The organism is Microbulbifer sp. Q7 (assembly GCF_001639145.1).
Taxonomy (GTDB): Bacteria; Pseudomonadota; Gammaproteobacteria; order Pseudomonadales; family Cellvibrionaceae; genus Microbulbifer.
The window spans coordinates 1,015,509-1,028,165 of sequence record NZ_LROY01000001.1; the positions used below are offsets into that span (position 1 = coordinate 1,015,509).

The window sequence follows — 12,657 nt, forward strand, 5'->3', positions numbered from 1 at the left end:
ATTCGATCGAATTCGAAATGCATCACAGTTTGTGAGACATTAATGGCTCGCTCAACAGCAATGAGGGGTTTGCCGAGATGGTTGTTATCGCAGGTAGGGAAACAAGGGTGCGGGCTAGCTGGGCAGTATTCCGGGCCTGCAGCATGGCGATGCTCCTGCTTGTCGCCGCCTGTAGCGGTGAGAAGACGAACAAGGGCGGTGACGAGGCTCGAGGGCAGGAGGAAGGCCAGGAGGCCGCAGCAGAGCAGCTTACTTCAGATTTGGCGGCGTCGGATGAAGAGCTTGTCCCCGCGTTTGAAAATTATATCGAGCGTGGAGACCTGGAAGCCATCAAGGCGCGTGGAACACTACGCCTGCTGGCACCACTGGGGCTGGAAGAAGAGTCGCTGCCACGGGATGGTCTGCCCACCGGCGAGTGGCGGGCGCTCGCGGAAAAATTTGCGCACCAACATGGGCTCGAGCCCCAGTGGGTGTATGTCGATAACTTTGCGCAGCTGATCCCCGCCTTGATCGATGGGCGCGGCGACCTGATCGCGGTGAATTTTTCCCGCACACCGGCGCGGGCCCGGCAGGTCGCCTTCACGCGACCACTGGAATATGTGCAGGAGCAACTGATTACCCGCCGCGCAACCGATACCGATCAGGGCGAGCTTCAGGTAGCGCTGAGAAAAGGCAGTGCTTTTGCCGAAACGCTGCAACAGCAGAGCACGGAATCCCGGGTGCTCACCCCGCGGTTTCTCGAGGGGCCGGTGACCCAGGATGAACTGCTCGAAGGGGTGGTGGAAGGCACGTTTGATGCCACCGTTATCGACAGCAATCTCGCGGAAGTACTGCTCGTGGATTACCCGGGCCTGCAGGCCGAGGACCTGCGAGACAGCCGCCGCGCCATCGCCTGGGCGGTGCGCCGCAATGGCCAGAAACTCGAGCGGGCATTGAATGAATATTTTACCGAACAGCATCTGATCGCCGCCCAGCGACGGGCCAGTGCCCTGCGCGACTGGGACGAAATCCAGCAAACCCGCACCCTGCGTGTGCTGACCCGCAATCACCCCGCGTCCTATTTCATGTGGCGTGGCGAGCTGATGGGGTTTGATTATGAATTGTTGCAGCGCTTTGCCCGCGACCATGGCCTGCGGCTCAGTATGGTGGTGCCCGGCCCGGATGTGGATTTGGCAGAAGCCCTGGCCGCGGGGCAGGGCGATTTGATTGCGGCGTCGCTGACGGTGACAGACGCGCGTAAAGCGCAGGGGCTGGTATTTACCCGGCCCTATATGCAGGTGACCGAACAGCTGGTAACCGCGGTGGACAACCTGCCGGATAACGATAGCCATAGCGACGGCGTGGATGCGGTCGCTGCAGTACCGGTCGCCCAACGGCTCAACGGCAAGACCGTTGCGGTCAATCCGTTCAGTAGCTATTACACCAACCTGACCGGATTGCTGGCCTCCGCGCAGGAACCGGTCGATCTTTTACCCGTAGCGGGTGCCACCACCGAACAACTGATTGATGCGGTGGCGGAAGGCCGTTACGACTACACCGTGGTGGATTCCCATCTGGTGGCCATTGAGCAGACCTACCGCGACGATTTCGGGGTGGTGGGGGATATTTCCGGCGAGCGGGATATTGCCTGGGCGGTGCGCGGGGATCAGCCGCGGCTGCTGGAGCAGCTGAACGGCTTCCTCAACAAGTACGACCGCGGGCTGTTTTTCAACGTCACCTACAACAAATACTTCCGCGAAAATAAACGCCTGGAAAAAAAGCAGCGCGAGCGCCTGCGGGATACCAGCATGCTGTCTCCCTACGATTCGCTGGTGCGCAAATACGCGCAGCCTGCCGACAAGGACTGGCGCATGGTGGTGTCGCAGATGTATCAGGAAAGCCGCTTCAATCCGAAAGCGCGGTCATTCGCCGGCGCCCGCGGCCTGATGCAGGTGATGCCGCGCACCGCACGGCAAATGGGTATCAGCGGGCTGTATGAGCCGGAAAACAGTATTCGTGCAGGGGTCGCCTACATGGGATGGCTGGAGGAGCGTTTTCCCCGCAGCCTGCCCTTCGACCAGAAGATCTACTTTACCCTGGCAGCCTACAACGCCGGACATGGCCATGTGCGGGACGCCCGCGTACTCGCCGAGCAGCTCGGCAAAGACCCGAACCGCTGGTTCGATAATGTTGAAGAGGCCATGTTGCTTTTATCCAAGCCGGAGTATTACAAAAAAGCCCGCTTTGGCTACGTGCGGGGACGGGAGCCGGTAAATTATGTGCGGGAGATTCGCGATCGCTACTTCGGTTACCTGTCCGTAGCGCGGCAGGAGCGGTTGTCGGAACAGTCCCTGTAGTGCATTTTCCCGGCGCGCTCGTTAAGGGCGCGCCGCACGTTCGTGATAACTTTCCCGAAGAAAATCGCTGCGCTACAGGGCGCGAGATCAAGAGCCCTGTTCTTGCTGGTCGGCGCGTTCAGCCGCCCGTGACAGGCTGCGCTTGCTTTGCAGTTCGTATACCCGGCGCAGATTATTTCTGGCTGCCTGGTTGTCACTGTCGAGGGCGAGTGCCTGGGTGTAACTGATTTCAGCCAGTTCCAGGTTGCCGGTTTGCCGGTGAATGTAGCCGAGACTGTTCCACAACAGGCTGGTCGCCGGTGTGAGTGTAATCGCCTCCGACAGCATGGACAGCGCTCCGTCCCACTGTTTGGTCTTGGCCAGTTCCAGGGCGCGGTTGTTCAGGTAGAGCGCCTGTACTGTTTCGTCGGCCAGACGGTGATGGGGGAAATCCGGGCGAGGCTCGAAGTTGAACTCGAACACCCGTGTGGTCCAGCCGTACGTGACTTCCGCATTGATGTGCAAAATGTTTTGCACCAGTACCTTGCCCCGGGCGCCCGCCGTGGCCCGTCGCTCCTGAGGTGCTTCCACCCGATTGAAGTGCGCCTCCAGCCCCACCTCCCGTGCCAGTGCCACAATCAGTGCGGCAAATGAAATACAGTTACCCCGGCGCTGCGCAAACGCCTCCGCCGCGGTGGTGGTGTTGTTCAGGTCGTACTCCAGTTCAAACCGATCCATTTTCAGCGTGCGCACGAGACGGCGAAACCGTCGCTGCGGGGAAAGCGATGGGTCGACCGATGCCACAAAGGCTTTCATCTCCGGGCTCAGAGCCAGCAAACCCTGCGCATACAGGGCGTTGTTGCCGTCGGTGGCGTTATCCGGGAGGGCAAGCCCGGTTGCCCCGTACCGATTCTGTGTGAGCGCGGTTTCCACCACGGCCGTGTTCATCTCCGGCGCCGCGCTCGCCGCTACCCGGTGGCTGCCTGCACAGCCAACCTGCATTATCACCGCCAATATCGCTATCCATCGCATCGCTATTTTCTCCTGTTTGTGCGCTTATGGACGCACAAAAATCTCGGGATAGATTCGCCGTGTCGATGAAGATGCTAATTGGTGCGTTAAGTTGAGGTTCAGCTCGGACCCTCTGCGGCAGGGCGAAGGCAGCGAGGCGATGAGTGGATGAGCGGAGCTGCGCAAAAATAGAGCAGCGTGGGTTCGGGGATTAACGCGGCGGCGGTTTAGCGGAAGGCGACGCAGGCGGCACTGCGTACCCGCAACACCGACTCCTGGTCGAAACGGGTTTTGTAGGTATTGATCAGTGTGGTGATGGAGGCTTCGCTCTCGGTGTTGCCGTTGTGTACCAGGGAAAGTACATGGCTTCGCTCGCGCACGATATTACCGGTGCCCGATGTCCACTGGCCGGTTCCGGTGAGTACCGTGAGACCATCCGGGAAGTGAACCGTCAGCACCTGTTGCACAAACTCGCCCCATTCCGCCTCGGTCACCGGCCGCTGTTCACTGCGCTCGGTGCCAAAATACAGCAGGTCGTGGAATTGCAGGGATTCTCCCGCCTGGCAGCGCAGTGTCGCCGGACTGCCACAGGCTGTCAGTACCGTCATGGCGAACGCGGCCGCCAGGTTTTTCATGCGTGTGCTTTGCATAGTCTCCAGGGTAGCGGCCCAAATCGTGCGTACGGTTTTCCTGCCGGGGTGACGATGCCCCGGTGGTCTGCTTCGAACTCAATATAGCTGAGTCCGGTCGGTGCACGCGGCGGGTTTGGCTTAGTCGATTAAGGTGCCAGTGGTGTTGCCGCATCGCGAATGGCGCAACCTATTTAAAATAGCGTTGACTAAAATTCACCATACCTGTGCAGACCACCAACCATTCCGGTTGAAGATCGAGAGGGGAGAGATGATGAAATCCAACTGCATGCACCTGGCCATCCCGGCCGGTGACCTGGAGACGACCAAAGCCTTCTACTGCGATGTATTGGGTTGTAAAAGCGGCAACAGCGAGGCGGGGCGCTGGGTGGATATTGATTTCTGGGGCAACGAACTCACCCTGCACCAGAGTGAGGAGCAACTGCCGAATGTGCGTCACGACGTCGACATGGGCGCCGTTGCGGTGCCGCACTTTGGCGCGCACCTGCCGAACGATGAATTCCAGGCACTGAAGGCGCGTATCGAGGCTGCCGGGCTGGAATACCTCGACAAGCCCTATCGGCGCTTTGAGGGGAACGAGTATGAGCAGGAAACGTTTTTCATAACCGATCCCAACGGCAACGTGCTGGAAATGAAAACCATGGTCAACCCGGAGTTAATGTTCCGCTAGCCGCCGATTCTCACTTTCAAGCGGCCACCATCACCCGCATACTCGGAGCTGTTGCCAACCGCGAGAAGTTTATGCCGAGCCCCAGCGCGCCAGCCAGTCACGATCCACAAACCAACGCCCCTGAGTCCAAGTCCGCTGCGATGAGTGCGCGGCAAATGCTGGTTGCGCTGTGGCAATTTATGCGGCCCTACAAAATGGTGCTGCTGGGGGCGGCAGTTGCGCTGGTGTTTACCGCGGGCATCACCCTGTCGATTGGTCAGGGCGTCCGCCTGCTGGTGGATGAAGGCCTCACCGGGGACTCCAGCCAGTCGCTGTCCCGGGCGGTACTCGTTCTCTTGGTGCTGGCCGGGCTGATGGCCGTGGGCACCTATGCGCGGCACTATTTGGTGTCGTGGCTGGGGGAGCGTGTGGTGGCGGACCTGCGCAAGGCGGTGTTCGATCATATCGTGACCCTGCACCCCAGTTATTTTGAAACCAATCGCAGCGGCGAGATTATGTCCCGCCTCACCACCGATACCACTCTGCTGCAGCATATTATCGGCACCTCCTTTTCCATGGCGCTGCGCAGTGTGCTGATGTTCGTGGGTGCACTGATTCTGCTGCTGTTCACCAACCTGAAGCTGAGCCTGATGGTGCTGGTGGGCGTGCCGCTGGTGTTGCTGCCCATCGTGCTGTACGGGCGGCGGGTGCGGAAGCTCTCCAAGGCCAGCCAGGATTCCATCGCCGATGTGGGCAGTTACGCCGGTGAGATTATCCAGCACATCAAGACCGTGCAGAGTTACACCCGCGAGCCCTATGAAAAACAGGCGTTCGCCAGTGAGGTGGAAGCGGCGTTCGATGTGGCCAAGCGGCGCGTCCGGCAACGCTCACTGCTGATTGCCGTGGTGATCCTGTTGATGTTCGGTGCCGTGAGTGCGCTGCTGTGGGTGGGCGGGAACGACATGATTGCCGGGCGCATGAGCAGCGGTGACCTGGCCGCGTTCGTGTTCTATGCCATGTTGATGGGCTCGGCGGTAGCGACCATCTCCGAGGTCTACGGTGAACTGCAGCGCGCCACCGGCGCCACCGAGCGTCTGATAGACCTGTTGCAGGTGGAGGCGGAAATTCCGGCGAGCCGTGGCGAGCCAGCGGCCGCCACCACTGCGCACACAGGCGCGGGGTTGCTGGCGCTCGAGGCGGTGGACTTCAGTTATCCCTCCCGGCCAGAGCACCCCGCCCTGCAACAGTTGGGCCTGACCGTCGCCGCGGGCAAGAGCTTGGCGCTGGTTGGCCCATCGGGAGCGGGCAAATCCACGGTGCTGGAATTATTACAGCGCTTTTACGATCCACAGCGTGGCTGCATCACTTTGGATGGCGTGGACATCCGCGAACTGGATACCACGAGCCTGCGTCGGCAAATGGCCGTGGTGCCACAACAGCCGGCGCTGTTTACCGCGGATGTCTGGTACAACATTCGCTACGGCAACCCCGCGGCCAGCGATGCGGCGGTGGTTGCCGCCGCCAAAGCCGCCCACGCCCACGAATTTATCGAGCAGCTGCCAGACGGCTACAACAGTCATCTGGGCGAGCAGGGGGCGCGTCTGTCGGGCGGGCAGCGGCAGCGCATCGCCATTGCCCGCGCGATACTCAAAGATCCGAAAATCCTGCTGCTGGACGAGGCCACCAGCGCGCTGGATGCAGAGAGTGAGCACCACGTACAACAGGCGCTGGAGACCCTGATGCAGGGACGCACCACCATTATCATCGCCCATCGGCTGGCGACGATTCTGCACGCGGACAGTATTGCGGTGTTACACGAAGGAAAGCTGGTGGCACAGGGCAGCCACTGGGAGCTGATCGAGAAATCGCCGTTGTACAAGCGGCTGGCGGAGTTGCAGTTTCAGGATGCGGAGCGGCACAAGCCGTTGGTGGAATAAGATGGTGGGATAGCGGAAATCGTACACAAACAAAAACGGGCCCCGAAGGGCCCGTTTTTTACATCGGTAGGGTCTTATACCACTACGATGTTTTCAGCCTGCGGGCCTTTTTTGCCTTGAGTTACGGTGAACTCAACGGCTTGGCCTTCAGTCAGGGTGCGGAAACCGCTGCTGGAGATGGCGCTGAAGTGAGCGAAAACGTCCGGACCGGACTGCTGCTCAATAAAACCAAAACCTTTTGCTTCGTCGAACCATTTAACGGTGCCAGTTACTGTATTAGACATATCTAATTTCCTGAAATTAAAAAGAGTGTTGCCTACGAGAGGCGGGTGGTGCTTGAGGTAAAGGCTCTTAGTAACTGCAGGTCACGGTAATAAAAGAACGTGGCGTTGCGAGTACGACTGCGATGTAGCGGTATCAATAAAAGTCTTTCTTTCTAGCGGGGGCCACTTTATAGGGAAGTGGCCCTCCTGTCTATAAATTACGCAAGATCACTGAAATTGTCATGAAATTAAACTGCCCGTCCCGGAAGCCCCCGGCACCGTGCAGTAGCTTAACTTGGGCGCCATTGTCGAGCCTTGTGCCGAGATCGGTGGCAAAATTGCCGAAGTTGCCATGCATAGTGACCTCGCCGTCCTGCACCAGGGCAAAGACACCGCGGTCAAAGGCGGGGGCGAGTAGGGGCTGTTCGGTCATCGCCAGCAGGTCGGTGCGAATGCCACCTCGACGCAGGTGGTGGGCCGTGCCGAGCAGTTCGGGGTCCAGATTGAGCTGCAGGCCGTTGGCATCCAGTTGCGTCAGGGCACTGTTGCTACCCTCCCCGGCCCAGCTTACCAGCAGCTGTGCGGCGGCATTGCTGTAGTCCACCACAGACACGGCATCGAAGTCCGCCGGTGCACTGCCGAAGGGGCTGGCAAAACCACGGATACGCAGTGGCGCACCAGACGTCAGGCTGCCGGGGTTTATTCCGCCGAGGTTTATCTGGTAACGGGCGGGGTCGGCGTCGTTGTCCGGGTCGATACCGGTGCCGGTGAAGTCGAACAGGTCCACCCCGCGGGCGCCAAAGGCCAGGGCGGTCACTTCCAGTTCGGCGTCGGCCGAATGATTGAGGGTGGCGCTGACGCTGGTCAGGCGCAGGCGTACGGCGCCCTCGCTGGCATCCAGGCGCTCGCCATCCCAGGTGCCCAGGGCACTGATGCGCTGGCCAACGGAGAGGCTGTCGGTCCCCAGTAGCGCCATCGGGTAGCGGGACTTGCGCACACGGGTGCTCTCGCCCAGCTGTAATGTCACTGTGTCATTGAACACCACACTGCCATCGGCACGAATCAGGCGCGCCCCCTTGAGGGTGACTTCATCGCCGCTGCGCGCCACCACATGGCCGTGAACGGCATCCAGGGTGCCCCCTGGCAGGCTGCTGCCCGCATATACGATCTCGGCGGTGAACGCCTGAGTATCGGCGTCGTAAGCACCAAACGCGAGGGTTGCGGTGCCACTGGACTGCTCCGCCAGCGCACTCAGGCCGGTGGCGCCGGTGTAGCTTTCCCCGTTGATGTCCCAGCTGGTCTCTGCGGTGGTGGCGATGTTGATGCCGCCGAAGCGTCCTTCCTGGCGGTAAAAGGGCCGCAGTGCCAGCCGGTAACTATTGTCGGACTCATCCACACGGATCAGCGGGCCGCGAATACGGAATTCCTTCTGTTCGACGGGATCCAGTGCCGCGGTGAGTACCGGGTGCAGCTCCGCCCGCGCCGGCGAGACACTGGTGTCTACCAGGTGAGACGCGGCCAGATTGAAATCTACTGTCAGCGAGGCCGGTACTCCCGGGGTGATGCTCAACGGCTTCAGGGTGTCGAATTGCAGGTCGAGGGTGACTTCTGTGACCGGTGCGCCACTGGCATCCACAACCTGCGCCGGGGCGGCACTGCCATCCACTTCCACCTGAATGTCAGCGGCGCTGAAATCCAGGGTGATGGTACTCGCGACGTAGTTGCCCACCGGCACAGTGGCTGCGGTGACCAGCTCTGAAAGCTCGACATACTGGCTGAAGTCCACGGTGGTGGTGCGGGGTAACACTTCCACCACGGTGCCATCCCGGCGCTCCAGGCTCAAAGAGCGCACATCTACGGCGTAGCGGACAAAGTCACCCTCGGCATCGGTCATGCTCACCAGTACCTGGCCGCATTCACTGGAGGTGGGGTCGTCGTCAGCGGTTTCGCACACAGCGCCACTGGGCGGGGGAATGTCGGTCTCGGGGGCTTGCGCCGTGTCATCGCTGCCGTTGCCGCTACCGCAGGCGGTCAGCGCCAGCGCCAGCAACAACGTGGAGAGAATGCGCCACAGGCGCGAGGTGGAATTATGTTCGTTCATCGGTGGCTCCAATGGATTATTGTCACCCCTAGTTAACGGGCGTACAGGTCCATCGGTTGACAGCCGGGGGCAAAAGGCGGGAATTTAATCCCCGCGCTGCCTTCGTTATGCCTTCGTGATGCCTTTGCGGTGGGCCGCTGAGGGCGCCCAGCGGCCTCAGGCCGCGCGTGCTTCCGCCCGCGCCCGGTCTGCCAGGTATTCGTCGTAGGTACCCTGGAAGTCCACCAGCTGGTGGTCTTTGATCTCCAGCACCCGGGTGGCCAGGGAGGAGACAAACTGGCGGTCGTGGCTGACGAAAATCAGGGTGCCTTCATACTGGCTCAGGGCCTTGTTGAGCGCCTCGATGGATTCCATATCCAGGTGGTTGGTGGGCTCGTCCATGATGAGCACGTTGTTGTCCATCATCATCAGCTTGCCAAACAACAGGCGGTTCTTTTCCCCACCGGAGCACACCCGCGCCTTCTTGTTGGCGTCGTCTGCGGTAAACAGCAGGCGCCCGAGCATACCCCGCACCGCCAGGTCGTCATGCTTGGGGGTGCGCCACTGGGACATCCATTCGAAGATGGTCAGGTCGTTGTCAAAATCCGCGCTGCTGTCCTGCGGGCAGTAGCCGATGGCCGCGTTTTCGGACCATTTCACCACGCCGCTATTGGCCTGCAGCTGATCCACCAGGCAGCGCAGCAAGGTGGTCTTGCCCACGCCGTTTTCGCCGATCACGGCGAGGCGGGCGCCGGCCTCCAGAATCATCTCACCACCGGCAAACAGGGTTTCACCGTCGTAGCCGTGGGCCAGATCTTCCAGAATCAGCGCCTGGCGGTGCAGTTTCTTGCACTGTTCGAAGGTGATGTAGGGTTTGACGCGGCTGGAGGGTTTTACTTCCTCCAGTTTAATTTTTTCCATCTTCTTGGCGCGGGAGCTGGCCTGTTTGGCCTTGGAGGCATTGGCCGAGAAGCGGTTTACAAACGACTGCAGTTCTTCCAGCTCGGCGCTCTTCTTCGCGTTTTCCGCGTGCAGCTGGTCCTGAATCAGGGTGGAGGCCGCAACAAAATCCTCGTAGTTCCCGGGGAAGATACGCAGCTCGCCGTAATCGATATCCGCCATATGGGTGCAGACCTGATTCAGGAAGTGGCGATCGTGGGAAATGATGATCATGGTAGAGCGGCGCTGGTTCAGCACCTCCGCCAACCAGTGGATGGTGTGGATATCCAGGTTGTTGGTGGGCTCGTCCAGCAGCAGGATATCCGGGTCGGCAAACAGGGCCTGCGCCAGCAGCACGCGCACCTTCCAGCCCGGTGCCACCTGCTTCATGGAACCGAAGTGCAGGGACTCCTCAATGCCCGCCTCCAGCAGGATCTCACCGGCGCGGCTCTCGGCGCTGTAGCCGTCCAGCTCGGCGAACTGGACCTCCAGGTCTGCCACGCGCATGCCTTCCGCTTCGCTCATTTCCGGCAGCGAATAGATACGGTCGCGCTCCTGCTTGATCGCCCACAGGCGGCTGTCGCCCATGATGACCGTGTCGACCACCGAGTACTCTTCAAACGCGAACTGGTCCTGGCTCAGTACACCGACGGTACAGCCGGGCTCGATGGACACATTGCCCGCAGACGGCGCCAGCGCGCCGCTCAGGATCTTCATGAAGGTGGACTTGCCACAGCCATTGGCGCCGATCAGGCCATAGCGGTTGCCGTTGCCGAACTTGGCAGAAATGTTTTCAAACAGCGGCTGGGCACCAAACTGCATGGTGATATTGGCGGTGGTGATCAAGAGACTATTCCCGGGGGCAAGAAGGTGGGCGGTATTGCTGAGCGTTATCGCTGGTGGCCACCACAGGCGTGGCGGGCCGCGCACTATAAGGGCTGGCGGGCGGAGTGTCGAGAAAACCGTCTAAAAAATGAGCGTTGCAGCCGGTTGAGCATCGGCTGATCCGTATACAGGGCTGCTAAGCCGGCTTGCGCAGCGACTTGGTCCAGGCGTGGAACAGGCTCACGGGGCTGCGCAGCTTGCGCCCGATATTTACCAGCCGCCACTGTTGCGGGTTCAGCAGCTGGGGTTGTTGCTCGGCAAACAGCCGGTAGAGGTGGTAGCGGGTCACCGCCTTGGCAATGCTCCAGTCCGGGCGCCACAGGCGGGGGCGCAGTGTGGAGCGCTCAAAGTCCACCAGCCCAACATTGCCGTGCGTATCGACAAGGATGTCGCGCAATGGCAGGGAGTGGCGCGCCACCCCGGCGGCCAGCATTTTTTCGACCAGGGCCGCCAGGTCGCGAAGGTTACCTTCACTCAGTGCGGTGGCCGAAGTGCCCGGCAGGCGGGACATCTCTAGCAGGCGCGAGGTATCAACACTGCGTATCAAACGGGGAATACCGGCGATGCCGCGCATGCGCTGCAGGGCTAATTTTTCCACGCGATAACGCCGCTTCACCCCGGGGCGCTGCTTGTAGTACTTGGCCACCGACTCGGTGCCAATTTTCAGCAAGACCTTGCGGGTTTCGTAAATGCCATTGACGACGGTTTTCCCGGTAGTGCGGGAGCGAATACTCGTTTTCATGAAACTTCCCTGTTTCAAGTGCACGACGGTAGCCCTCGCGCTCGATAATTCGAAAAATTGCACGCCATTTGTGAGCGACCAGCTCGTGCTTCCGTGTCTTGCTGGTGCGGGTGAATTTTTTGAGTGTGAAACAATTATTACCGTTAAATGACGATTATGAAAAGTAGGTAGTGACGAGCGCGACTGGGGGCGAAAGTGCATGCGGGGTGCCCGGGGCCGCATCCCGGCGTGGTTCGCGCTGTATTAATCGTCTGACGGGGGATTCGCCGCTTTCCGTTCCGCCTCCTGCAACTCCTGGCTGAGCTCGGACATGGGTGCCTGATCGATGATGAGCAAGCCCTGGGCGGCGCGGTCGAGGTCGGCGATCAGCAGGATCACAATCGAAAAGGAAAACGCCAGGGCGAGATTGATTTGCAGCGACCCGCGCCGTCCGGCACCGAGCTGGAAGCCGATGCCGAACATGGCCAGCGCGGTCACCAGCGCGAGCGCCCCCCACATGGGGGTGGGAATCCGGTAGCGGCTACCCACATGAATTCTGGAGGTGTTGAAATCAATCACCGCATTGAGGGAGTCGAGAAATTTGCCAAGCCGCACGGCATCGTATTGGGCATCGTTCAGCCCGGCCACAATGTTCCACAGCGCTGCGTGAATCGCCTTGCTGCGTGCCAGCAGTTGCGGCAAGTCCTCGGTGCGTCTCGGATCGATATCGCGCAGTGTTGCGTACTCCGCCAGTAGCGCGCGGGCCTCGCGCCGTTGCTGCAGGGGGAGCAGGTCTGCGCGCAGGTAAGTGGTGGATATGGCGTTTACCTCGTCCAGCAACAGCGCCTTGCGCTGAATAAAGCGTTCCGCGGTGGAGTTGAAGGTAAAGGCCAGCAGAAACGCCAGCAGAGCGAGAATTGCCGCCACCGCACTGCCAATGGAGGCGTCGCTGAGATTGCCGTTGTCGGCACTGCGCAAGCCGAGGCGAGAGCCGATAAACATGGACACCAGCACCAACAGGACGGAAAGACCGCCGAATACAGGCAGTGAGAGCTGGTTCAGGGAATCGGTAAATGCCATGCAAAAAATCCCGGTTTTCAGCAATATTGGCCTATTCCAGCGGGTTTTGCCCAAGCGGCATGAGCGGGGGTCAGTTAGCCGCCATTCTGCTACCCTGCTAGTCAACGCGCGCCCGCGCGCTTGCGCG

At 60.5% G+C, this 12,657-nt stretch carries 10 protein-coding genes; 3 read left to right on the forward strand and 7 right to left on the reverse strand.

Going from position 1 to position 12,657, the window contains the following annotated elements:
- Positions 1-143 precede the first annotated feature (143 nt).
- The gene (locus AU182_RS04045) at positions 144-2,336 is read left to right on the forward strand and encodes a transporter substrate-binding domain-containing protein (protein ID WP_193754286.1); all 2,193 of its coding nucleotides are present in this window, start codon (positions 144-146) and stop codon (positions 2,334-2,336) included.
- An 87-nt stretch (positions 2,337-2,423) separates the two neighbouring features.
- On the opposite strand, the gene AU182_RS04050 is transcribed toward AU182_RS04045, so the two are convergent.
- On the reverse strand, positions 2,424-3,347 hold the full coding sequence (locus AU182_RS04050; RefSeq protein ID WP_082859195.1) for a transglutaminase domain-containing protein: 924 nt from the start codon (positions 3,345-3,347) through the stop codon (positions 2,424-2,426).
- Positions 3,348-3,553: 206 nt separating this feature from the next.
- Positions 3,554-3,976 carry a DUF3574 domain-containing protein gene (locus tag AU182_RS04055; protein WP_066960962.1) on the reverse strand — a complete coding sequence of 141 codons (423 nt, stop codon included), beginning with the start codon at positions 3,974-3,976 and terminating at the stop codon, positions 3,554-3,556.
- Positions 3,977-4,226: 250 nt separating this feature from the next.
- Between AU182_RS04055 and AU182_RS04060 the strand changes: the two genes are divergently transcribed.
- Entirely contained in the window at positions 4,227-4,646 is a 420-nt protein-coding gene (locus AU182_RS04060; RefSeq protein WP_227718113.1) for a VOC family protein, read from the forward strand.
- Between the two features lie 71 nt (positions 4,647-4,717).
- On the forward strand, positions 4,718-6,562 hold the full coding sequence (locus AU182_RS04065; protein ID WP_066960968.1) for an ABC transporter transmembrane domain-containing protein: 1,845 nt from the start codon (positions 4,718-4,720) through the stop codon (positions 6,560-6,562).
- A 74-nt stretch (positions 6,563-6,636) separates the two neighbouring features.
- On the opposite strand, the gene AU182_RS04070 is transcribed toward AU182_RS04065, so the two are convergent.
- The 5 genes from AU182_RS04070 to AU182_RS04090 all read right to left on the reverse strand — a co-directional run bounded on the left by AU182_RS04070 (position 6,637) and on the right by AU182_RS04090 (position 12,530).
- The gene (locus AU182_RS04070) at positions 6,637-6,846 is read right to left on the reverse strand and encodes a cold-shock protein (RefSeq protein WP_066960971.1); all 210 of its coding nucleotides are present in this window, start codon (positions 6,844-6,846) and stop codon (positions 6,637-6,639) included.
- Between the two features lie 190 nt (positions 6,847-7,036).
- Positions 7,037-8,926, reverse strand: a complete 1,890-nt coding sequence (locus AU182_RS04075) for a DUF4382 domain-containing protein (protein ID WP_066960973.1) — start codon at positions 8,924-8,926, stop codon at positions 7,037-7,039.
- A gap of 156 nt (positions 8,927-9,082) precedes the next feature.
- Positions 9,083-10,690 (reverse strand): ABC-F family ATPase, encoded by a 1,608-nt coding sequence (locus AU182_RS04080; protein WP_066960976.1) that lies wholly within the window; start codon positions 10,688-10,690, stop codon positions 9,083-9,085.
- 175 nt (positions 10,691-10,865) lie between these two features.
- Positions 10,866-11,471: a hypothetical protein gene (locus AU182_RS04085; RefSeq protein WP_066960979.1), complete on the reverse strand. Its 606-nt coding sequence runs from the start codon at positions 11,469-11,471 to the stop codon at positions 10,866-10,868.
- 243 nt (positions 11,472-11,714) lie between these two features.
- A complete protein-coding gene (locus AU182_RS04090) occupies positions 11,715-12,530 on the reverse strand; it encodes a hypothetical protein (RefSeq protein ID WP_066960982.1) in 816 nt (271 codons plus the stop codon).
- Positions 12,531-12,657: the final 127 nt, after the last annotated feature.